The following is an 18428-nucleotide window of genomic DNA, read 5'->3' as shown; positions in this document are numbered from 1 at the left end:
ACCCCGCCACCCACGCCCCTCGGGGCCCGGTTCCGCGGTTCTGCAGTTCCACGGTTCCGCGTACCCAAATTTTGAACCGATCCATCTAAAACTACGGAGGAACCCACCCATGCCACGCGCCGTGTACGTACTCGCCCTCGGCATCTTCGCGATGGTGACCAGCGAGTTCGTCGTCGCCGGACTGATGCCGCAGATGGCCGACGGGCTCGATGTGACCGTCCCTCAGATCGGTTACCTGATCACCGTGTTCGCCGTCGCCATGGCGGTCGGCGGGCCGTTCCTCGCGCTGGCCGTGATGCGGCTGCGGCCGAAGCAGGCGCTGTCGATCCTGTTCGCGGTCTTCCTCGTCGGCAACGTCCTGGCCGCCACGGCGCCGACGTACGGCGTGATGGTGGCGGCGCGGGTCGTCACCGGGATCGCCTCGCAGGCGTTCTTCGGCGTCGCCGTGTCCGTGTGCTCGGCGCTCACGCGGGAGGAGGTGCGGGGCCGGGCCATCGCCGTGGCCATGAACGGGCTGATGCTCGGCACGCTGCTCGGCCTGCCGATCGCGACGTTCGTCGGCGGTCACCTGGGCTGGCGTGCGGCGTTCTGGGCGATCACCGGGCTGACCGTCGTCGCAGCGGCCGTCACGCTGCTCGCCGTGCCGCAGATCGAGCGGCCGGCCACCGGGGCGGGCGGCGGGTTCCGCGGTGAGATCGCGGTGTTCCGCAAGCCGCGGCTGTGGCTGGTGCTGTCGACGAGCACGCTCATCATCGGCGCGACGTTCGCCGCGTTCAGCTACTTCAACCCGATCCTCACCCGGGTCAGCGGCTTCGACGCGGGCACCGTTCCCGTCCTGCTCGTCGCGTACGGCGCCGCCACCGTCGTCGGCAACACCGTCGTCGGGCGGCTCGCGGACGGGTGGGCCGTCGGGGTGCAGGTCGCCGGGCTCGCCCTCAACTCCCTTTTCCTGACGGGCTTCGCGCTGCTCGCCGACCTCCCCGCGGCGGCCGTCGTCCTCATGCTCGGCATCGGCCTGGTCGGCGTCACGATGAACCCGGCGATGGCCACACGCGTGCAGCGCACCGGCAACGCGGGGCCGCTGGTGAACACCGTGCACACCTCGTTCATCACCCTCGGCGTGATCGTCGGCTCGTCCGTCGGCGGGCTGCTCATCGGGGCGTACGGGCTGCGCTCCCCGCTGTGGCTCGGCGCCGGGCTCGCCCTGCTCGGCCTGCTCTCCCTCCTCCCCGAGCTGTGGTGGCGCCGCCGCACCCCGCCACCCGCCCGCGCCTCGGTCGTGGCCGCCGGTTCCGCCCCGGCTTCCGGTGCCGGGTCGCCGTACGCTGACTCCGGTACGCGCTGAGCCGCGCGGCCCGCGTACGGACGCGAGAAAGGTCGGCCGGAAGTGGGCGAGGTGTCGGGGCAGGACGGGCAGGAGCTTCAGGGCGTGCTGGCGGAGCTGGCCGCGCTCGACGATCCGAAGGTGCGCGCGGTCAACGAGCGGCACGGCGACGACCACGGCGTGAACCTCGGCAAGCTGCGGGCGCTCGCCAAGCGGCTGAAGACGCGGCAGGACCTGGCGCGCGAGCTGTGGGCCACCGACGACACCGCGGCCAAGCTGCTCGCCCTGCTGATCTGCCGCCCGAAGGCGTTCGGCCGGGACGAGCTGGACGCGATGGTCCGCGCGGCCCGGACGCCCAAGGTGCACGACTGGCTCGTGAGCTACGTCGTCAAGAAGAGCCCGTACGCCGAGGAGCTGCGGGTGGCGTGGACGGCCGACCCGGACCCGGCGGTCGCGAGCGCCGGGTGGGCGCTGACCGCCGAGCGGGTGGTGAAGCGGCCGGAGGGCCTCGACCTTGCGGGGCTCCTCGACGTGGTCGAAGCGGAGATGAAGGACGCGCCGGAACGGCTGCAGTGGGCGATGAACGCGTGCCTCGCGCAGATCGGCATCGAGCACCCGGACCTCCGCGCCCGCGCGCTGGACATCGGTGAGCGGTTGGAGGTCCTCAAGGACTACCCGACGTCGCCGGGCTGCACGTCGCCGTACGCGCCGGAGTGGATCGGCGAGATGGTGCGGCGCAAGAGTCTCGCGTAGGGCTCGGCCGGGATCCCCGCGGGCGGGAGCAGGCGCTCGCGGGGCCGTCCCGTTCTCCGCCGGTGCTTCCGTCGCGTGCTCCGCCGGTACTGTTTCAGGGCACCCCCGAATCGTCCCGCCGTGCCTTCCCGGTACGTACGCCTGCGGAAGGCCGCCCATGGATCAGCACCCCGAAACCCGTACGCCCTCCTCGCCCCGTTCCGGCTTCGCCGGGCTCGGGTTGCCCGGGGCGGTGCTGCGGGTCCTCGGCGAGCGCGGTGTGCGCGAGCCGTTCCCGATCCAGGCGGCCACCATCCCGGACGCGCTCGACGGGCGGGACGTGCTGGGGCGCGGACGCACCGGCTCCGGCAAGACGCTCGCGTACGGGCTGCCGCTGCTGGCCCGCACCGCCGGGCGGCGGGCCGAGCCGAAGCAGCCGCTCGCGCTGGTGCTCGCGCCGACGCGGGAGCTGGCCCAGCAGGTCGGCGAGGCGCTCACGCCGTACGCGGAGGCGCTGGGGCTGCGGCTCGCGACCGTCGTCGGCGGGCTGCCCATCGCCCGCCAGATCGCGGAGCTGCGCGGCGGCGCCGAGGTGGTCGTGGCCACGCCCGGCCGGCTGCACGACCTGGTCGCACGCAAGGCGCTGCGGCTCGGGCGGGTGCGGACCACCGTGCTCGACGAGGCGGACCAGATGTGCGACCTGGGCTTTCTGCCGCAGGTCAGCGAGGCGCTCGACCAGGTGGCGGCGGACGGCCAGCGGCTGCTGTTCTCGGCGACCCTGGACGGGGACGTCGACCGGCTGGTGCGCACGTATCTGCACGAGCCGGTCGTGCACTCCGTCGACCCGGCGGCGGGCGCGGTGGCGACGCTCGACCATCACGTCCTGGTGGTGCAGGGGCCCGAGCGGTACGAGGTCGCGACGGAGATCGCCGCCCGCGACGGCCGGGTGCTGCTGTTCCTGGAGACCCGGCACTCCGTCGACCTGCTCACCCGGCGGCTGCGGGCGGGCGGGGTGCACGCCGCCGCGCTGCACAGCGGGAAGTCCCAGCCGCAGCGCGAGCAGACCCTCGCGCGGTTCCGGAACGGCGAGGTCACGGCGCTCGTCGCGACCGGCGTCGCGGCGCGCGGGCTGCACGTCGACGACCTGGGCCTGGTCGTGAACGTCGACCCGCCCACCGACCCGAAGGACTACCTGCACCGGGCCGGGCGCACCGCACGCGCCGGGGAGTCGGGGCGCGTCGTCACGCTCGTACTGTCGGGCGGGCGGCGGGAGTTGAGCGAGGTGACGGCCGCCGCGGGCGTCCGGCCGGAGGTCGCGAAGGTGCGTCCGGGGGACGCCGAGCTGCGCCGGATCACCGGGGCGCGACGGCCCTCGGGGAAGCCGCTCGACGAGGACGCGGCAGCCGGTTCCGGCCGTGCCAAGAACACCCATCAGCCGTTCCGCGGGCTCGGCAGCAGCAAGAGCGCCGGGCAGGGCGGGCGCGGACAGGGCGGCAGCGGGCAGGGCGGCAGCGGCGGCCGCTCGGCGCGCAAGTCGGCCGAGGCGCGGAAGCTGGCGGAGGCCCGGAAGGCGGCGCGGGTACGGCGGGGGCGCTGAGGCCGCGTACGCCGCAGGGGCCCGGGCCCGGGGTCTCGGGGAAGCGCGTCACCGTGAGCTGATCCGCAGCTGCACCTCCCGCTCCTGGTCGCCCGAGACCGTGCCCTCGTCGTGGAACTCGAAGGCGTCCTCCAGGGCGGTGTGCACGGAGGCCACGTCCAGCGGTGTGCCCTGCAGCGTGACCTCGACCGGGCCGTGCACGCCCACCGGCCTGCGCGGCACGCTCGCCGGGGACGGCGGGGTCGTCACGTCCAGGGTCGCCGACCAGACGGTGGGGTGGTGCTGGTGCGTGTCGGGGGCGACGGGGCCGCAGTCCTCGTACGGGAAGAGGCTGCTCAGGTAGTCGAGGACCGCGTGCGCCTCGTCCTCCTTGCAGTCGCTCAGCGTCACGGTGACGCAGCGGCTGCTCGTGGCGCGGCCGGCCTCCGGTCCCGGGTCCTTGCTCTTGGTGCTCTGGTCGTTCATGGGGCTGCGTCCTTCGGGCGAGGCGTGCTTCGGTGGGGGCGTGCTCGGCCGGGGCGTCCTCGTCGGTTCGTGGGCGTGCTTCGTGCTTCGTGCTTCGTACGCTGCCGACCGCCACTGTCCAGACAACCACCGCCGCCGCACGGGCGCGCGCGGGCGGCGTTCCGGCGGTCCCGCATCCCGGCGTTCCGGCGTTCCGGCGCTCCGCGGGCGGGTCGGGGCCCGCTCACTCCTGGCAGAGGCAGAACGGGTGCCCCGCCGGGTCCGCGTACACGCGCCAGCCGCGCTCCCCGTCCCGGTCGTCCAGGTCGAGCGGCACCGCGCCCAGGGACAGGGCCTGCGTCTCGGCGGCGCCCATGTCCCTGACGTGGAAGTCCAGGTGGAGCTGCTGCGAGTTGGCGTCCGCGCGCGGCCACTCCGGCGGGCGGTGGCCGGGGGCGCGCTGGAAGGCGATGCGGTGGCCGCCGGGGGCGTACAGGTCGTACCAGTCGTCGTCGTACTTCTTCACCTCGCCGCCGAGGAGCCCGTGGTAGAAGCCCGAGAGGGCGACCGGGTCGGGGCAGTCCACGGCCACGAGGCAGTACTCCACTCCAGGCATGTCCGTCCTCCTTCTCCGCGTCTCCGTGCCGACCGGGTGCCCCGCTGGGGCCGGGCCACACCGCACCCGGAGGGCTGAGCGGTCCGGTCCGGGGAACCCGGGCGGTCCGGGACTCGGGCGGCGCGGCGGGCGAATCCCGTTATGCGCGGCGGCGAGCCCGGTAAAGGAGGGTCCATGAAGCGTTTCGCAGGTCTGGCGTCGGCCGCGGCGGGCACGGTCGCGTTCCTCCCGCTCGCCGCCCTGGTCTCCCCGTGGTGGTGGTTCGCGGTCGGGGTGTGCGCCGCGCCGACCCTCGTGGGCGGGTACGACCTGCTGCAGCGCCGCCACACCGTGCTGCGGAACTACCCGGTCATCGGGCACCTGCGGTACGGCCTGGAGTCGGTCCGCCCGCAGCTGCAGCAGTACTTCGTGGAGCGGGACTACGACGGCCGTCCGTACGACCGCGACACCCGCACCATCGTGTACGAGCGGGCCAAGGGCGTGGACGCCGAGGACCCGTTCGGCAGCGAGCGCGACATGTACGCGCGCGGCTACGAGTACCTGGTCCCGTCCATCTCCCCCGTCGACGTGCCCGAGCGGCCCCCGCGCGTGCGGGTCGGCGGGCCCGACTGCACCCGGCCGTACGACATGGCGCTGCTCAACGTGTCCGCGATGAGCTTCGGCTCGCTGTCCTCCAACGCCCTGCTCGCCCTCAACTCCGGCGCGGCGCAAGGGGGTTTCGCGCACGACACGGGCGAGGGCGGGATCTCCGAGCACCATCTGCGGCCCGGCGGCGACCTGGTCTGGGAGATCGGCACCGGCTACTTCGGCTGCCGTACGCGGGACGGGGACTTCGACCCGGAGCAGTTCGCGGACAAGGCGGCGCTGCCCGCGGTGCGGTGCCTGTCCCTGAAGCTGTCGCAGGGGGCCAAGCCGGGCATCGGCGGCGTGCTCCCGGCGGGGAAGGTCAACGCGGAGATCGCGGCCGTACGCGGGGTGCCGGAGGGGCGGACGGTGGTGTCGCCGCCGTACCACCGGGCGTTCGCGACGCCGCGCGAGCTCGTCCGATTCCTGGCCCGCATGCGGGAGTTGGCCGACGGCAAGCCCGTGGGGTTCAAGGTGTGCCCCGGTTCGCGGGCGCAGATCCTCGCGGTGTGCAAGGCGATGCTCGCGGAGGAGGTCACGCCGGACTTCATCGTGGTCGACGGCGCGGAGGGCGGTACGGGGGCGGCGCCGCTGGAGTTCGCGGACCATCTGGGGATGCCGCTCACCGAGGGCCTGATCACCGTGCACCACGCGCTGGTCGGCACGGGCCTTCGGGACCGGGTGCGGATCGGGGCGAGCGGCAAGGTGGCCACCGGCTCGGACATCGTGAAACGCCTGGTCATGGGCGCCGACTACACCAACGCGGCGCGGGCGATGATGTTCGCCGTCGGCTGCATCCAGGCCCAGGCCTGCCACACCAACCGCTGCCCGACCGGCGTCACCACGCAGGACCCGCGCCGGGTCCGGGCGCTGCACGTCGGCGACAAGTCCGAGCGTGTCGCCCGCTACCAGCAGGCCACGGTGGAGAGCGCGCTGCAGATCATGGCCGCGATGGGCGTACGCGAACCGGCCGGGCTGACCCCGCACATGCTGCTCCGGCGCGGCGGCGACGCGGTGTTCCGCTCGTACGCCGAGCTGTACGTGCCGCCGGAGCCGGGCGAACTGTGCGCTCAGCCGCCGGAGGCGTGGGCGGCGGACTGGGAGCGGGCGGACCCGGACCGGTTCACGGTCTGAGTGCGTCCGGGCACGGCGTGGGCGTCCGGAGTGCGATGAACGGGCCGTGACGTTCCGTGGCCGATGGTGTGGATGGGGCTGACACCGGGCCGAGCCCGCCCGAACAGTGGGGAGGGCGACGACGGACGACGGCACGGCGGTCGGCCTCGGGCACGCGAAGCAGCGGTGCGTCGCCGCGGTCCTCATCTGCGCGGCCGGGCGGGCGGTGCCGACGGAACGCCTCATCGACCGCGTCTGGGGCGAGCACCCGCCGCCGTCAGCGCGCAACGTGCTGTACGGGTACATCGCGCGGCTCCGGAGAGTGCTGCGGTCGGCGGCCGCCGGCAGGGACTGCGTCCGGCTCGTGCGCGGCGTGGACGGCTACCGCCTCACCCTCGGCCCCGACCAGGTGGACGTGCACCGCTTCACCCGCCTCACGTCCGCCGCGACGGCAGCGTTCCGCGCGGGCGACGACGTACACGGAGCCCAACTCCTCGGCGAGGCCCTGGAGTTGTGGCGCGGGTCGCCGCTCTCGGGGGTGTCAGGACAGTGGGCGGAGGCCCGGCGCACCCAGCTCGAACGGGACCGCCTCACCGCCCGGACCGACCTCGCGGAGGCCGAGTTGCGCCTCGGCCGGCACCGCACCGCCCTGCCCGCGCTGCGCCGCCTCGCCGCCGCGCACCCCCTCGACGAGCGCGTGGCACGCCAGCTGATGACGGCCCTCTACCGGGACGAGCAACCGGCCGAGGCGCTACGCCAGTTCGAGCAGACCCGCCGCAGCCTCGTCGAGCACCTCGGCACGGACCCCGGCCCCGAACTGGCCGCCGCGCACCGCCGCATCCTCCGCAACGACCCGGCCCTGCTCGGCGACGCCCTGCCCGAACCCCTCAACTCCCCTCCCCCACAGGCACGTTGACGCTCGGCGCGATCGGCGGCGAGGCGGCCATGCCGTACGTCCACGACGTACTCGACGAGCTGCACCTTCGGCATCCCGAGCTCACCGTCGAGGTGCGTTCGCTCGGGTTCGCCGAACAGTTCGCCGAGTTGGCCGACGGGGGCGTGCAGGCGGCGTTCCTTCGGCCGCCGCTCCCCCCGGACCTCGACTCCGTGACGCTCACCGCCGAGCCGCGCGTGGTGTGCCTGGCCGAGGACGACCCGCTGGCCGCCGCCGACCGGCTCGACCTGACCGACCTGGGCGACCGTCCCGTCGTCGACGTACCGCCCGAAGTCCCCCGGTTCTGGTGGGACTTCTGGGCGGCCAACCCGCGCCCCGACGGGCGCCCGGCACGGTTCGGGCCCGTCGTGTCCGGCGTGGAGGGGCTGCTGCTCGCCGTGGCCCGGGGCCAGGCCGTCGCCTTCCTCCCCGCCGCGGCCCGCACCCTCTTCCCCCGCCCCGGCGTCCGCTACGTCGACGTGCCCGGCCTCCCTCCGACGCGCGCCGCACTCGCCTGGCACCGCGCCCACGCGAGCCACCCGTCGACCAGCGCGGCGGCGGAGGCGGCCCGCAGGGTGCGGGCGAACCACCGGACCGCAAGGGGCGGCAACCCGCCACGCCGGTGCGCACGTAACGCGCCATCCTCGTGCGCGCGTTGACCTTGCGCTCCCCCAACTCCCGTCGCTGATCTAGGATTTGACGGGTCAGCACTTCAGGGGGCGGGGCATGCGGCCGAAGCGGCTCAACGTGAAGATCACCATTCCGTTCGTCGGCGAGATCAGCGGCGAGTGGGAGCCCGACGACACGGAGCGGCGGGCGGCCTGGGAGCTGTACGTCGAGCTCGTGACGCGGGTCTCCGTCGTACCGCTCCCGCCCGGTGAGGGCTCGGCGCGCGAGGCGCTGTCGTCGATGTACAGCCTGTTCGGCACGGTCCGCGAACTCCTCAAGCGGTACGGGCCCGACGTGGCGCCGCCCGGCGACCGGGACGAGGTGTCGCTCGGCGCGCTCGCCGTGACGGTCCTCAACAACGCGGTGCGGCCCGTCCTCACCCGGTGGCACCCGCGGCTCACCGTCCGGGAGAGCGCCCGGCCCGCCGGCCGTTCCGCGGTCGAGCACGAGAACAGCTGGGAGGAGATCGACGCGCTGCGCGCCGATCTGGAGTCGCTGCGCCGCGTCCTGGTCGAACTCGCCCAGGTCCTGGGCGCGGTGGCGGGGGCGGCCGACCTGATCCGGGTGTCCGAGAGCGTGCCCCGGCAGCACCCGGCCGACGACGGCGCGCACCGGGCGGCGGGCCGATGATCAAGGCGTTCTTCTCGTACTCGACGCAGGACGCCGCCTTCGTACGGGAGGTGGCCGCCGATGTCGGGCGGGCCTTCGCGACGATCGACTACCGCTCGTTCCAGGCGGGCGGCGACCTCCTGGCGGCGGTCGACTCGGCCGTGAAGGAGTCCGCGGCGTTCGTGCTGTTCCTCAGCAGGGCCGCGCTGGCCTCGCCGTGGGTGCGGCACGAGATCGACGAGGCGAAGTTCCACAGCGCCATGGGGCGGCTGAAGAACGTCCTCGTGGTGCGCATGGACCGGTCGATCACGACCGAGGAACTGCCGGAGTGGCTGAACCGCGCCAAGCACATCACCACCATCTCGGCGAAGCCCGCGGCCCGGAAGATCCGCACGCTCATCGACGATCTCGTACGGCAGGGGCAGAGTCCGCGCTTCGTCGGCAGGTCCACGGAGATCGCCAAGCTGCAGGACGTGTTCGCGGCGCCGGAACCGGGCGCGGAGAGCCAAGTGGCGTGTGTGGCGGGGCTCTCCGGGATCGGCCGGCGGGCCACGCTGACGAAGATGGTCCGCGAGTCCCTCGACCTGGAGGCGCTCCTCGTCGTGGACGTGGAGCCGGGCGACACCGTGCAGGCGCTCGCGGCGAAGCTGTCCGCCCTGGTCGACCCGTCGGAGACACCCGAGGAGTCGCTGCGCCGCACCAAGGAGATCACCGCACTCGGCGACGAGCGGGCGCTCGCCCGGGCGTTGGGCAAACTCCAGGAGATCTGCGACTACCACCAGATGCCCGTGCTCAACGACACGGGCGGGCTGCTCGACAACGACGGCGACATCGCGCCGTTCATCCTCGACCTGATCGAGGCCCTCGGCCAGTACCCGAACGTGGTGACCGCGCTCCTCACCCACCGGCGCCCCGCCCCCGAACGGTTCGTGGCGCGCGGGATGCGCCCGCCGTCGGTGGTGCATCTGCAGCCGCTCGACGACTCCGACATCAGCCGGCTCGTCGGCCTGATGGCGAAGGCCCGGCAGCTCACGCTGGCCCCGGCGACCGTCAAGAAGATCACCGGCGCGGTGCACGGCTACCCGCCGTCGGTGACGTACGCCCTGGAGCTGGTGCAGGCGTACGGGCCCGACCTCGGGATCCGCGGGACGATGCTGTCGGACTTCGGCGCGTCCCCGTTCATGCGCTATCTCAAGGACAACAAGTTCAGCGGCCTGGAGCAGAAGATCCTGCGGGTGATGGCGGCCAACAGCCCGCTGCCGCTGCAGGTCCTGCAGGAGGCGACCGGCACGTCGGACGAGGACGTGCAGCGCGCCCTGGTCCGCCTCATCGACCTGTCCCTGATCGTGCCGACGCCCGGCGGCTGGTACGAGGTGTCGGGCCCGGCGACGGACGCGATCCGCCGCGAGTTCGGCTCCTGCCACAAGGACGAGTACGGGGCGGTCGCGAGCCGGCTCGACGAGTTCCTGGCGATGTCCGACGACGGCACCGACTTCCTCGCCCTGCAGCGGACCCTGTTCCGCGCCATCGACATGGCCGGGCAGCGCTCCACGCCGCGCGCGTACGCCCTGGTCACGGACCGGGTGAAGCTGGCCGAGCAGTACTACCACGAGCAGGAGTACCAGCGGGCCGTCGACATGGCGACGGACGCCCTCGGCTCCGACCCGAACATCCACCAGGCCCGGATGACGCTGATCCGCGCCCATGTGAAGCTCAGCGAGTACGACGAGGCGCGCGAGCACATCGGGCATCTCAAGCAGCGCGGCCAGATCCGGGACGCGTTCTTCCTGCTCGGCTTCCTGGAGCGGCACCGGGGCGAGCACCGGGAGGCGCTGAACAACTATCAGAAGGCTTTGGACAGCGGCCGCGGCGGCATGGCCATCCACCGCGACATGGCGGACTGCTGCGTACGGCTCGGCGATCTCGTGCGCGCGGAGGAGCACATCTCGCGGGCGGAGGAGAAGCAGCCCGACAACCGGTACGTGGTCGACCTGAAGATCCAGATCGCCTGCAAGCTGGGCGACCGGCAGACCGCCCTCAACCTGCTCGTACGCCTCGCGGACATCGACCGGGCGGAGATGGTCAGCCACCGCACGTCCCGCGTCGAGTACCTGTCGGGGAACATGGAGGACGCGTACGAGTTCGCGCTGCGGGCCGTCAACATGTCGGACAAGGTGCGGTTCGAGGTGCTCGCCAACTACATCCAGTGCGCGCTGCGCACCAACCGGGTGAGCGAAGCGAGCGTCGCCCTGGAGCAGTTGGACCGCAAGTTCAGCAGGCAGCGGCGCGACATCCGCACCGGCCTGCGCGCCCGGCTCTGCATCGCGGAGCAGGACTACCTGACGGCGTACGAGCACACGCAGCGGTTCATCAGCCCCGAGCGGCTCGTGCATCTGCAGATCCGCCGGGACGCGCTGCGTGGACTGCTCACCGGCACGGCCCTCGACCCCGCCCAACGGGCCGTGCACAAGGCCGAGTTGAAGCGCTGCGAGGATCGGCTCGCCGGTATCCGCGAGGAGGACTTCGACTTGGACGCCCGGGGCGACACGGAGTAGCCCTCGCGGGGAGCGGGGCCGGGGGCCGTCCGGGCGGACCGTCAGGCGCCCTGCTGCGCCTGACGCCCCACCGCGAGGACCAGCGCCGCGCTCGCCGCGCACCGGATGCGGCCGTCGCGTACCGCCGACAGAGCCTCGTCCAGCGGTACGTGATGCACCTTCAGGTCCGCCTCGACCGGTTCCGGGGACGCCGGGTACGGGTCGGGGGCGTGGGCGGCCCAGAGGTGGACGCGGGCGGGCGTCGCGCCGGGCAGGGGGTGCAGGGCGCCGAGGCTGCTCCAGGCGCCGTCGCGGTAGCCGGTCTCCTCGGCGAGTTCGCGGCGGGCGGCCGCCTCGGGGCTCGCGTCGGCCGGGTCGACGGCGCCGCCGGGGAGTTGCCACATCACGCCGGTCAGGTAGTGGTGCTGTTCGCAGACGAGGATCGCGCCGTCGACGAGGGCGGCGATGCGCACCTGGTCGGGGACCTGCACCCAGTTGTAGGGGCCGGTGCTGCCGTCGGGGAACGTGACCTCGTCCCGGTAGGCGGTCAGGCGCGGGGTGGCGTACAGAGGTGTGCGTCGGTGGCGGGCCCAGGGGCCGAGCTCGGGGTCCTGGGAGCCGGCTTGCTGTTCGTCCATGGGTGAAGTCCTGCCCAGGACGGGGGCGTTCATGAGGGCGGGCGGCCCGGGCGGCTCACGTGACGAGGGCGCGCCCGCGGCGTCTCGCATCCCGCTTCACTCGATTGTGACCGGCATCACAGTTCCATGTCCGGTGTCCGCAGGTCATCATATGACGCGATCGCCGCACGGAATCCGGACCGGGAGCCGCACCCCGGACGCGGCAGAGCGAAACGAGGAAGTTTCATGAACGACCAGGTCAGGCAGGCCCGGCCGCGCGTGGGCGTGGTGGGCCTCGGGGCCATGGGGCTCGGGATGGCCCGCAGCCTCCGCACGGCGGGCTTCGACGTCGGCGTCCACGACCTGCGCCCCGAAGTGGCCGCCGCGTTCGCCGAGCAGGGCGGCACCGCCCACGCCTCCGCCGCCGCCCTGGCCGCCGAGGTCGACGTCCTGGTCGGTGTCGTCGTCAACTCCGCGCAGGTCGAGTCGGTGCTGTTCGGCACCGGGGACGGTACGGGCGGGGCCGCCGACGCCCTCCGGCCCGGTGCCGTCTACGTGATGTGCTCCACCGCCGACCCGGACTGGTCCGCCGGCCTGGAGAAGCGGCTCGCCGAGCGCGGCGTGCTCTACCTGGACGCCCCGATCTCCGGCGGCGCCGCCCGGGCCGCGAGCGGCGAGCTCACCATGATGACCTCGGGCTCCCCGGCCGCGTACGCGCTCGCCGACCCGGTGCTCGACGCGATGAGCAGCACCGTCTACCGCCTGGGCGAGACGGCCGGCACCGGCTCCAAGGTGAAGATCGTCAACCAGCTGCTCGCGGGCGTGCACATCGCCGCGGCCGCCGAGGCGATGGCCCTCGGCATCAAGGCGGGCGTGCCCGCCGAGGCGCTGTACGAGGTGATCACGCACAGCGCGGGCAACTCCTGGATGTTCAAGAACCGGATGGCGCACGTCCTCGCCGGGGACTACACGCCGCTGTCCGCCGTCGACATCTTCGTCAAGGACCTCGGGCTCGTGCTCGACGCGGCCCGGCCGGAGAAGTTCCCGCTGCCTCTCGCCTCAACCGCGCACCAGATGTTCCTGCAGGCGTCCGCGTCCGGCCTCGGCGGCGAGGACGACAGTGCGGTGATCAAGATCTTCCCCGGTGTCGAACTGCCCGGACAGCAGGGTGACTTCGGACAGCAGGGCGAGGCCGGGCCGAACGGCCGGACCGGACAGAAGGGCGAGCGCTGACATGACCATCCGACTCGGCTGCATCGCCGACGACTTCACCGGCGCCACCGACCTCGCCAACAACCTCGTACGCGCAGGCATGCGGGTCGTCCAGCTGATCGACGTCCCCGCGCCCGGCACCCCGCGCCCGGACGACGCGGACGCCGTCGTCATCGCCCTCAAGTCGCGCACCACGCCCGTCGCGGAGGCCGTCGACGAGTCGCTGCGGGCCCTCGCGTGGCTGCGGGGCGCGGGCGCGGAGCAGATCTACTTCAAGTACTGCTCGACCTTCGACTCGACCCCGGCCGGGAACATCGGCCCCGTCACCGAGGCCCTGATGGACGCGCTCGGCACGGACTTCACCGTGGCGACGCCCGCGTTCCCGGACAACGGGCGGACCGTGTTCAAGGGCCACCTCTTCGTCGGCGACGTGCTGTTGAGCGACAGCGGCATGCGCCACCACCCGCTCACGCCGATGACCGACTCCAACCTGGTGTCCGTCCTCCAGGCGCAGACCACCCGCCCGGTCGGCCTCGTCGACCACACCGCGGTCGCCGCCGGAGCGGACGAAGTCCGCGACCGTATCGAGGAGTTGCGCAAGGAGGGCTTCGGCGCCGCGATCGTGGACGCCGTCTCCAACGACGACCTCGTACGGCTCGGCGCCGCCGTGAAGGGCCTGCCGCTCGTCACGGCCGGCTCCGGTCTGGCGATCGGGCTGCCCGCGAACTGGGGCTTCGAGCCGACCGCCACGGCGGCCCGACTCCCGCCGCCCGGCGGCCTGCAGGCGATCGTCTCCGGCTCGGTGTCGACCGCGACCAACGGCCAGGTGCTCGACTTCCTGCGCAGCGGCCGGCCCGCGTTCAGCGTCGACCCGCTGCGGATCGCCGCCGGTGAGGACGTCGCCGGGCAGGCCCTCGCGTTCGCCGAGCGGCACCTCGCCGACGGGCCCGTGCTCGTCTACTCCACCGAGACGCCCGACGCCGTCAAGAACGTGCAGGGCAGGCTCGGCGCCGCCGAGGCCGGCGAGCTCGTCGAGCAGACCCTGGCCCGGGTCGCCAAGGGCCTGATCGGCCTGGGCGTACGGCAGTTGGCGGTCGCGGGCGGCGAGACCTCCGGGGCCGTGGTGCAGGCGCTCGGCCTCACCGGGCTCCGCATCGGACCGCAGATCGACCCGGGCGTGCCGTGGTGCGCGGCCACGCTGCCCGGCGACGGCGGAGGCAGCGGCGAGCCCCTGCACATCACCCTCAAGTCCGGCAACTTCGGCGGCCCCGGCTTCTTCACCGAGGCGTTCACCCGCCTCGCGGCCGAGCAGACCGCCGAGCAACCCGCCGGGCAGACCTCCGGACAGGCCCCCGGGGAGCACGCATGAGCACCCTCGACGAGCACGCCGTCGCCGCCGCCCGCGCCGAGATCGTCCGCGTCGGCACCAGCCTCTTCGACCGCGGATACGTGCACGCCAGCGCCGGCAACATCAGCGCCAGGCTCGACGGCGGGCACCTGATCACGCCGACCGACGCCGCCCTCGGCTTCCTCTCCCCGGAGCGGCTCGCCCTGGTCGACGCGGACGGCACGCAGGTCGGCGGCGACCGGGCCAGCAAGACCCTCACGCTGCACCGGCGGATCTACGCGGCCGACCCCACGGCCCGGTTCGTGATCCACACCCACTCCACGCATCTCGTCGGCCTCACCCTGGCCGGCGTGTGGAGCGCGGACGACGTGCTCCCGCCGATCACGCCGTACTACGTCATGAAGGTCGGGCACGTCCCGCTCGTCCCGTACCACCGGCCCGGCGATCCCGTGGTGGCCGACCTGGTCAGCGGGCACATCGAGCGGCGCGCGGCCGCCGGCACCCCGATCAGGGCCGTGCTGCTCGACCGGCTCGGCCCCGTCGTCTGGGGCCCGGACGCGGCATCCGCGCTCGCCGTCCTGGAGGAGCTGGAGGAGACCGCGCGCCTCTGGCTGCTCACCGACCGCCGCCCCGCGCCCCTGCCCGCCTCCGCGCTCGACGAGCTGAAGGCCACGTTCGGCGCCTCCTGGTGACCCACGGGGCCCACCCGCCCCGCACCCGTCGCACCGCGGCACTGCTCCACCCGTACGACCGCTCATCCCGTACGACAGCTCCCCCGTACGGCCGTTCATCTCCCTGCCCGAGAATCCCCTGAGCCGCAGATAGGATTCCGCATGTCCACGTCCACCGCGACGGCCGAGGCACCCGACCTCGCCCGCGAGAACGCCGTGTTCCGCAAGGTCGTTCTCCGCATCGTCCCCTTCCTGATCCTCTGCTACGTCTTCTCGTACCTGGACCGCGTCAACGTCGGCTTCGCCAAGCTGCAGATGTCGGACGACCTCGGTCTGAGCGAGGCGGCGTACGGCCTGGGCGCGGGGCTGTTCTTCATCGGCTACTTCCTCTTCGAGGTGCCGTCGAACCTGATGCTGCAGCGCATCGGCGCCCGCACCTGGATCGCCCGGATCATGATCACCTGGGGTCTGGTCTCCGGCTCGTTCATGTTCGTCACGAACGAGACGACGTTCTACGTGCTGCGCTTCCTGCTCGGCGCCGCCGAGGCCGGGTTCTACCCGGGCGTGATCCTGTACTGCACGTACTGGTTCCCCTCGCACCGCAGGGCCCGGGTCATCGCGATGTTCATGTTCGCGATCCCCGTCGCCGGCATCTTCGGCAACCCGCTCTCCGGCTGGATCATGGACGCCTTCCACGGGAAGAACGGCTGGCAGGGCTGGCAGTGGATGTTCCTGCTCGAAGCCGTCCCGGCGATCCTCATCGGCGTGGCCTGCCTCTTCTACCTGGACAACGGGGTGCGCGGCGCCAAGTGGCTGTCCGACGACGAGAAGGACATCGTCGAGGCCGCCCTCGCCAAGGACACCGCGCAGAAGCAGCACGGCGGAGTGTGGGACGGCTTCCGCGACCCGAAGGTGTGGCTGATGTGCCTCATCTACTTCTGCTTCGTGATGGGCCAGTACGCGCTCACCTTCTGGATGCCGACCTTCGTCGAGTCGACCGGCATCGAGGACACCCTCACCATCGGTGTGCTCAGCGCCGTGCCGTTCCTCGCCGCGCTCGTCGCGATGAACCTCTTCGGCCGCTCCGCCGACAAGCGCCGTGAGCGCCGCTGGCACCTGGTGATACCGAGCCTCATGGGCGCCGTCGGCTTCTCCCTCGCCGCGAGCTGGAGCGGGTCGACCACGCTGTCCCTGATCGCCCTGTCCTTCGCCGCCGCCGGCGTGCTGACCTGCGCCCCGCTGTTCTGGTCGCTGCCCACCGCCTTCCTCGGCGGCACCGCGGCCGCCGCCGGCCTCGCCGTGATCAACTCGGTGGGCAACCTGGCCGGCTTCGTCAGCCCGTACATGATCGGCGAGCTCAAGGACGCCACGGGTTCCGCCGAGATCCCGATGTACGTACTGGCCCTGAGCCTGGTCATCGGCGCCGCCGCGGTCCTCACCACCAAGAAGCAGGTCGTGAACCGGTGACGCGTTCCCCGGGTTCACCTCCGACCACAGGAGCCACCATGCCGAGGTTCGCCGCGAACCTGTCCATGATGTACACGGAGCACCCCTTCCTCGACCGCTTCGCCGCGGCCGCCGCGGACGGCTTCCAGGGCGTCGAGTACCTCTTCCCGTACGACCACGACCCGGCCGAGCTGCGCCGCCTGCTCGACGAACACGGCCTGCGCCAGGTGCTGTTCAACGCCCCGCCCGGCGACTGGGAGGCGGGCGAGCGGGGCCTCGCCTCGCTGCCGGGCCGCGAGGCCGAGGTGCGGGACGGGATCGACAAGGCCCTGGAGTACGCGGCCGCACTCGGCTGCCGTCAGGTGCACGTGATGGCCGGGCTCGTCCCGCAGCACGCCACCGCCGCCGAGCACGACGCGCACCAAGCCACCTACCTGGGCAACCTGGCCTGGGCCGCCGAACGCGCCGCCGCCGTGGACGTCGACCTGCTCATCGAGCCGATCAACACCCGCGACATGCCGGGCTACTTCCTCAACCGGCAGGCCGAAGCCCACGCAGTCGTACGGGAGTTGGGCGCGCCCAACCTGAAGGTGCAGCTCGACCTGTACCACTGCCAGATCGTCGAGGGCGACCTGACGGCGACGCTGCGCCGGGACCTGCCGACCGGGCGGGTCGGCCACCTGCAGATCGCGGGCGTCCCCGACCGGCACGAGCCGGACGCCGCCAACGAGCTGAACTTCCGTCACCTCCTGGGCGTCGTCGACGTGTTGGGCTTCGACGGCTGGGTCGGCTGCGAGTACCGGCCGCGCGCCGGGACGAGCGAGGGCCTCGGCTGGCTGGAGCAGTACCGAGCAGCAGACGTGAACGTGAACGTGAACCACCGAGGAGCAGAGGCATGAGGATCGTCATCACCGGCGGTTTCGGATTCCTGGGCCGCAAGGTCGCCGAGGAGCTGCTGCGGCGGCGCACCCTGGCCGGGGCCCCGATCGACCGCCTCGTGCTCGCCGACCGGTTCGTGCCCGAGGACTCCCCCGTCCTCGCCGACCCCCTGGTCACGGCCGTCCGCGGCGACCTGGTGGAGCGGCTCGACGAGCTGTTCGCGGAGCCCGTCGACGTGCTGATCCATCTGGCGTCCGCGGTGTCCGCCGAGTGCGAGGCCGACTTCGACCTCGGCATGAGCGCCAACCTGGACACCACGCGGGCCCTCCTGGAGGCCGCCCGCGCCCAGTCGGCGGCCGGCGGCCCGCTGCCGCGGATCGTGTTCTCGTCGAGCGTCGCGGTGTACGGCTCCGACGCCGCGCTGCCGCTTCCCGAGGTGGTCAGCGAGGCGACGCTGCCGACGCCGCGGTCCAGCTACGGCGTGCAGAAGCGGATCTGCGAGCAGCTGGTCGCCGAGTACACCCGCCGGGGCTTCCTCGACGGCCGGGTGGCCCGCCTCATGACCGTGTCCGTTCGGCCGGGCAAGCCGAACGCCGCCGCCTCCGGGTTCCTCTCCGGCATCGTCCGCGAGCCGCTCGCCGGGCTGCCCGCGGTGTGCCCGGTCGGCCCGGAGCTGCGGGTCGCGCTGGCCTCGCCGCGGCGCACCGTCGAGGGCATCCTGCGGATCGCGGAGGCGGAGCGCGGGGAGGGGCCCGGCCGGCTGTCCGGAGAGCTGCCGGTGAACCTTCCGGCGCTCACCGTCACCGTCGCCGAGATGCTCGACACGGTCCGCCGGGTCGCGGGCGACGCCGTCGCCGACCTGGTGACGGTCGAGCCGGACCCCGCGGTCGAGGCGATCGTCGGCTCCTGGCCGGCCGCCTTCGACAACGCCCGCGCCGCCGCCCTCGGCCTCACCCCGGACCCGGACTTCGAGTCGGTCGTACGGGCGTACGTCGAGGACCACCCGGAGGCCGTGGCCGCCTCAGTGCCGACCGGCGCCGGGGCGGCCGGGGCCTGACG

Annotated in this window: 17 protein-coding genes; 14 read left to right on the top strand and 3 right to left on the bottom strand. The window is 73.1% G+C overall.

Features of this window, described 5'->3' with window-relative positions; translation table 11 throughout:
* The first annotated feature begins 109 nt into the window (after positions 1 to 109).
* From ACIDOF_RS18455 to ACIDOF_RS18445, 3 genes are all read left to right on the top strand, one after another.
* The gene (locus tag ACIDOF_RS18455) at positions 110 to 1345 is read left to right on the top strand and encodes an MFS transporter (protein WP_409006993.1); all 1236 of its coding nucleotides are present in this window, start codon (positions 110 to 112) and stop codon (positions 1343 to 1345) included.
* Positions 1346 to 1396: 51 nt separating this feature from the next.
* A complete protein-coding gene (locus ACIDOF_RS18450; protein WP_409007073.1) occupies positions 1397 to 2077 on the top strand; it encodes a DNA alkylation repair protein in 681 nt (226 codons plus the stop codon).
* 157 nt (positions 2078 to 2234) lie between these two features.
* Positions 2235 to 3653 (top strand): DEAD/DEAH box helicase, encoded by a 1419-nt coding sequence (locus ACIDOF_RS18445; RefSeq protein WP_409006992.1) that lies wholly within the window; start codon positions 2235 to 2237, stop codon positions 3651 to 3653.
* A 48-nt stretch (positions 3654 to 3701) separates the two neighbouring features.
* On the opposite strand, the gene ACIDOF_RS18440 is transcribed toward ACIDOF_RS18445, so the two are convergent.
* Together ACIDOF_RS18440 and ACIDOF_RS18435 are read right to left on the bottom strand one after the other, a co-directional pair.
* Positions 3702 to 4118, bottom strand: coding sequence for a hypothetical protein (locus ACIDOF_RS18440; RefSeq protein WP_409006991.1), 417 nt, complete (start codon positions 4116 to 4118; stop codon positions 3702 to 3704).
* 223 nt (positions 4119 to 4341) lie between these two features.
* Positions 4342 to 4713 carry a VOC family protein gene (locus tag ACIDOF_RS18435; RefSeq protein ID WP_409006990.1) on the bottom strand — a complete coding sequence of 124 codons (372 nt, stop codon included), beginning with the start codon at positions 4711 to 4713 and terminating at the stop codon, positions 4342 to 4344.
* Positions 4714 to 4887: 174 nt separating this feature from the next.
* On the opposite strand from ACIDOF_RS18435, the gene ACIDOF_RS18430 reads away from it, so the two are divergent.
* The 5 genes from ACIDOF_RS18430 (at position 4888) to ACIDOF_RS18410 (ending at position 11217) form a co-directional block, all read left to right on the top strand.
* On the top strand, positions 4888 to 6471 hold the full coding sequence (locus ACIDOF_RS18430; protein ID WP_409006989.1) for an FMN-binding glutamate synthase family protein: 1584 nt from the start codon (positions 4888 to 4890) through the stop codon (positions 6469 to 6471).
* A gap of 106 nt (positions 6472 to 6577) precedes the next feature.
* The gene (locus tag ACIDOF_RS18425; RefSeq protein WP_409006988.1) at positions 6578 to 7366 is read left to right on the top strand and encodes a BTAD domain-containing putative transcriptional regulator; all 789 of its coding nucleotides are present in this window, start codon (positions 6578 to 6580) and stop codon (positions 7364 to 7366) included.
* Positions 7363 to 8043 carry a LysR family substrate-binding domain-containing protein gene (locus tag ACIDOF_RS18420; RefSeq protein WP_409006987.1) on the top strand — a complete coding sequence of 227 codons (681 nt, stop codon included), beginning with the start codon at positions 7363 to 7365 and terminating at the stop codon, positions 8041 to 8043. The genes ACIDOF_RS18425 and ACIDOF_RS18420 overlap by 4 nt, the downstream gene beginning before the upstream one ends.
* A 67-nt stretch (positions 8044 to 8110) precedes the next feature.
* Positions 8111 to 8683: a hypothetical protein gene (locus ACIDOF_RS18415; RefSeq protein WP_409006986.1), complete on the top strand. Its 573-nt coding sequence runs from the start codon at positions 8111 to 8113 to the stop codon at positions 8681 to 8683.
* Positions 8680 to 11217 (top strand): tetratricopeptide repeat protein, encoded by a 2538-nt coding sequence (locus ACIDOF_RS18410; RefSeq protein ID WP_409006985.1) that lies wholly within the window; start codon positions 8680 to 8682, stop codon positions 11215 to 11217. Before ACIDOF_RS18415 ends, ACIDOF_RS18410 begins: the two co-directional genes overlap by 4 nt.
* A gap of 41 nt (positions 11218 to 11258) precedes the next feature.
* Here the strand turns inward: ACIDOF_RS18410 and ACIDOF_RS18405 are convergent, their stop codons facing one another.
* Complete coding sequence (locus tag ACIDOF_RS18405; RefSeq protein ID WP_409006984.1) at positions 11259 to 11834, bottom strand: NUDIX domain-containing protein; 576 nt, start codon at positions 11832 to 11834, stop codon at positions 11259 to 11261.
* A gap of 225 nt (positions 11835 to 12059) precedes the next feature.
* On the opposite strand from ACIDOF_RS18405, the gene ltnD reads away from it, so the two are divergent.
* The 6 genes from ltnD (at position 12060) to denD (ending at position 18426) form a co-directional block, all read left to right on the top strand.
* Positions 12060 to 13046, top strand: coding sequence for an L-threonate dehydrogenase (ltnD, locus tag ACIDOF_RS18400; RefSeq protein ID WP_409006983.1), 987 nt, complete (start codon positions 12060 to 12062; stop codon positions 13044 to 13046).
* 1 nt (position 13047) lies between these two features.
* Positions 13048 to 14394: a 3-oxo-tetronate kinase gene (gene otnK, locus ACIDOF_RS18395; protein ID WP_409006982.1), complete on the top strand. Its 1347-nt coding sequence runs from the start codon at positions 13048 to 13050 to the stop codon at positions 14392 to 14394.
* Positions 14391 to 15065, top strand: a complete 675-nt coding sequence (locus tag ACIDOF_RS18390; protein WP_409006981.1) for an aldolase — start codon at positions 14391 to 14393, stop codon at positions 15063 to 15065. Before otnK ends, ACIDOF_RS18390 begins: the two co-directional genes overlap by 4 nt.
* Positions 15066 to 15206: 141 nt before the next feature.
* Positions 15207 to 16511 (top strand): MFS transporter, encoded by a 1305-nt coding sequence (locus ACIDOF_RS18385; RefSeq protein ID WP_409006980.1) that lies wholly within the window; start codon positions 15207 to 15209, stop codon positions 16509 to 16511.
* Between the two features lie 38 nt (positions 16512 to 16549).
* Positions 16550 to 17389 (top strand): 2-oxo-tetronate isomerase, encoded by an 840-nt coding sequence (otnI, locus tag ACIDOF_RS18380; RefSeq protein ID WP_409006979.1) that lies wholly within the window; start codon positions 16550 to 16552, stop codon positions 17387 to 17389.
* On the top strand, positions 17386 to 18426 hold the full coding sequence (gene denD, locus ACIDOF_RS18375) for a D-erythronate dehydrogenase (RefSeq protein WP_409006978.1): 1041 nt from the start codon (positions 17386 to 17388) through the stop codon (positions 18424 to 18426). The genes otnI and denD overlap by 4 nt, the downstream gene beginning before the upstream one ends.
* The last annotated feature ends 2 nt before the right edge of the window (positions 18427 to 18428 follow it).

Source organism: Streptomyces sp. Da 82-17 (assembly GCF_046098215.1).
Taxonomy (GTDB): Bacteria; Actinomycetota; Actinomycetes; order Streptomycetales; family Streptomycetaceae; genus Streptomyces.
Note: the sequence above shows the minus strand (reverse complement) of the source record. Positions and strands in the feature narration are given on the sequence as shown.

What these genes read in the sequence shown, in the direction of transcription:
- ACIDOF_RS18405 (WP_409006984.1), bottom strand. Translation starts at nt 11,834, where the DNA reads ATGGACGAACAGCAAGCCGGCTCCCAGGACCCCGAGCTCGGCCCCTGG.
- ACIDOF_RS18415 (WP_409006986.1), top strand. Translation starts at nt 8,111, where the DNA reads ATGCGGCCGAAGCGGCTCAACGTGAAGATCACCATTCCGTTCGTCGGC.
- ACIDOF_RS18435 (WP_409006990.1), bottom strand. Translation starts at nt 4,713, where the DNA reads ATGCCTGGAGTGGAGTACTGCCTCGTGGCCGTGGACTGCCCCGACCCG.
- ACIDOF_RS18410 (WP_409006985.1), top strand. Translation starts at nt 8,680, where the DNA reads ATGATCAAGGCGTTCTTCTCGTACTCGACGCAGGACGCCGCCTTCGTA.
- ACIDOF_RS18440 (WP_409006991.1), bottom strand. Translation starts at nt 4,118, where the DNA reads ATGAACGACCAGAGCACCAAGAGCAAGGACCCGGGACCGGAGGCCGGC.
- ACIDOF_RS18455 (WP_409006993.1), top strand. Translation starts at nt 110, where the DNA reads ATGCCACGCGCCGTGTACGTACTCGCCCTCGGCATCTTCGCGATGGTG.
- ACIDOF_RS18385 (WP_409006980.1), top strand. Translation starts at nt 15,207, where the DNA reads ATGTCCACGTCCACCGCGACGGCCGAGGCACCCGACCTCGCCCGCGAG.
- ltnD (WP_409006983.1), top strand. Translation starts at nt 12,060, where the DNA reads ATGAACGACCAGGTCAGGCAGGCCCGGCCGCGCGTGGGCGTGGTGGGC.
- ACIDOF_RS18390 (WP_409006981.1), top strand. Translation starts at nt 14,391, where the DNA reads ATGAGCACCCTCGACGAGCACGCCGTCGCCGCCGCCCGCGCCGAGATC.
- denD (WP_409006978.1), top strand. Translation starts at nt 17,386, where the DNA reads ATGAGGATCGTCATCACCGGCGGTTTCGGATTCCTGGGCCGCAAGGTC.
- otnK (WP_409006982.1), top strand. Translation starts at nt 13,048, where the DNA reads ATGACCATCCGACTCGGCTGCATCGCCGACGACTTCACCGGCGCCACC.
- otnI (WP_409006979.1), top strand. Translation starts at nt 16,550, where the DNA reads ATGCCGAGGTTCGCCGCGAACCTGTCCATGATGTACACGGAGCACCCC.
- ACIDOF_RS18430 (WP_409006989.1), top strand. Translation starts at nt 4,888, where the DNA reads ATGAAGCGTTTCGCAGGTCTGGCGTCGGCCGCGGCGGGCACGGTCGCG.
- ACIDOF_RS18445 (WP_409006992.1), top strand. Translation starts at nt 2,235, where the DNA reads ATGGATCAGCACCCCGAAACCCGTACGCCCTCCTCGCCCCGTTCCGGC.